Consider the following 2,468-nt stretch of genomic DNA (forward strand, 5'->3'; position numbering starts at 1 on the left):
TTGGCCGTGCCTTCCCTGATCCGGCGCCTGCTGGGTAAAAAAACCGACGCCCCGGATACCTCGCCTATCCCTGCGTTTTTTCAAAATAAAGCCGCACAACAGGGCTATACCCTCAGTGCAGGCCAAACCCAGGCGGTTGCCGCCCTGGACAGCGAAACCCGGCATCTGCTCGCCGGGCGCCCCACACGCAGCCTGTACCTGCACGGCCCGGTGGGACGCGGCAAAAGCTGGCTGCTCGATGGGTTTTTCCAGGCGCTGCCGATGGCCGAGAAGCAGCGTGTGCACTTCCACGATTTTTTCGCCCGTCTGCACCGGGGCATGTTCCAGCAGCGCGGACAGACCGATGCCTTGGCCGTCACCCTGGATGAGTTGCTCGCAGGCTGTCGTGTACTGTGTTTCGACGAGTTCCATGTCCACGACATCGGCGATGCGATGCTGATCAGCCGCCTGTTCAAGGCGCTTTTCCAACGCGGCGTGTGGGTGCTGGTGACGTCCAATTACCCACCCGAAGGCTTGCTGCCCAACCCGCTGTACCATGAACGCTTCAAGCCAGTGATCGACCTGATCGCTGCGCGCATGGACGTGCTGGAAGTCAGTTCGCCGCAGGATTTCCGCAGCCTGCCCCAGGCCCATGCCGACCAACGCTTTACCGAAGGACACTACATTTGGCCCGGTAGCGCGCAGCAACGCGCAGACCTCAGACTGCCCGTCGCGGATTGCGCGCCACACCTCTTGAGTGTGGGCACCCGGCAGTTAACGTTTCGCCACCGGCAAGCGCGCACCATCGCCTTCACCTTCAACGACCTGTGCGAGCAACTCACCGCGGTGATGGATTACCTGCTGCTGTGCCAGGACTACGATCACTGGATCATCGACGGCCTGCCCCAACTGGCCGAATGCCCGATCGCTGTGCAGCAGCGCTTCATTAACCTGGTGGACGTGCTCTACGACCGCGACAAGCGCCTGACCCTGATCGGCCACCAGCCCCTGGCGCACGCCCTGGAAGGCCAGGCCATTGACTTGGCCCGTACCGCCAGCCGGCTGAGCCAATTGCAAACGGTCTGCCCGCAACCTGCGCCCGACCCGGTATCATGAGCGCCATTTACGCCTACCTTGCCGAGTGATCGCGCCGTTCATGAATACCCTCGCCCAACTCAAGGCCGGCCAATTGGCCGGCGCCAAACGCCTGGACCTGTCCTGCGGGCTGACTGAATTTCCGCCTGAAATCTTTGAACTGGCCGACACTCTGGAGATCCTCAACCTTACCGGCAACGCGCTTAGCAGCCTGCCCGAGGACCTTCACCGCCTGACCCATTTGCGCATACTGTTCTGCTCGGACAATGCCTTTACCCAATTGCCGGAATGCCTGGGCCAGTGCGCCAAACTGAGCATGATCGGCTTCAAGGCCAACCAGATCCGTCACGTGCCCGCCGCCGCCCTGCCACCGCTCCTGCGCTGGCTGATTCTCACGGATAACTGCATACGCCAATTGCCCAGTGAACTGGGTGAACGGCCGCTCCTGCAGAAGCTGATGCTGGCGGGCAATCAGCTGGAGCACTTGCCGCAAAGCCTGACCCACTGCCACAACCTGGAGCTGATCCGCATCGCCTCCAACCGCTTCACCCACTTGCCCGAATGGCTGCTGAACCTGCCCAGCCTGACCTGGCTGGCCTATGCCGGCAACCCGGTGGAAATGGCGGTGGAGGTGACCGACGATGACACCACGCCGAATATTCCCTGGGCGGAACTGGAACTGGCCGAGGTGCTCGGGGAAGGCGCGTCCGGAATCATCCGCAAGGCTGTGTGGAAGCCGCTTGCCAAGCCCGTCGCGGTCAAGTTGTACAAAGGCACCATCACCAGCGACGGCTCTCCCTTGCACGAAATGCAAGCCTGCATCGCCGCCGGGCTGCACCCGAACCTGATCAAAGTGGAAGGCCGCGTCGTCGTCCACCCCGATGACCAGGCCGCGTTGGTGATGGACCTGATCGATCCGAGTTACCGCAACCTGGCAGCCCTGCCCAGCTGGGACTCCTGCACTCGCGATATCTACCCAGCCGACACCCGTTTCAGCCTGGATGTGGCGCTGCGCATGATCCGGGGCGTGGCGTCGGTCGCCGCGCACCTGCACCGGCACGGCATCACCCATGGCGACTTGTACGCTCACAATATCTTGTGGAATACAGCAGGCGACTGCTTGCTGGGGGACTTTGGCGCGGCGTCGTTCCATGCCACGGCGGACACGCTGGAAACCAGGGCGTTGCAACGGATTGAAGTGCGGGCGTTCGGGGTGTTGCTGGGGGAGTTGTTGGAGCGGGTTGAGACAAGTGACGAAACCTTGCTGGCACTGCAGCAAAGATGCTGTCAGCCGAGCGTGTTGGCGCGGCCGGGGTTCGACGAAATCGAAACCTTGCTGGGTTCTATCCAACACCACTAAACCAATGTGGGAGCGGGCTTGCTCGCGAATGCGG

Annotated in this window: 2 protein-coding genes; both read left to right on the plus strand. The window is 62.2% G+C overall.

The features are described from left to right. The gene (gene zapE, locus ACRESD_RS24410) at positions 1-1,095 is read left to right on the plus strand and encodes a cell division protein ZapE (protein ID WP_431753252.1); all 1,095 of its coding nucleotides are present in this window, start codon (positions 1-3) and stop codon (positions 1,093-1,095) included. A 40-nt stretch (positions 1,096-1,135) separates the two neighbouring features. Beyond that, entirely contained in the window at positions 1,136-2,434 is a 1,299-nt protein-coding gene (locus ACRESD_RS24415) for a protein kinase (protein ID WP_431753253.1), read from the plus strand. The last annotated feature ends 34 nt before the right edge of the window (positions 2,435-2,468 follow it).

Origin of the sequence: Pseudomonas sp., from assembly GCF_050739995.1 — a bacterium.
Taxonomy (GTDB): Bacteria; Pseudomonadota; Gammaproteobacteria; order Pseudomonadales; family Pseudomonadaceae; genus Aquipseudomonas.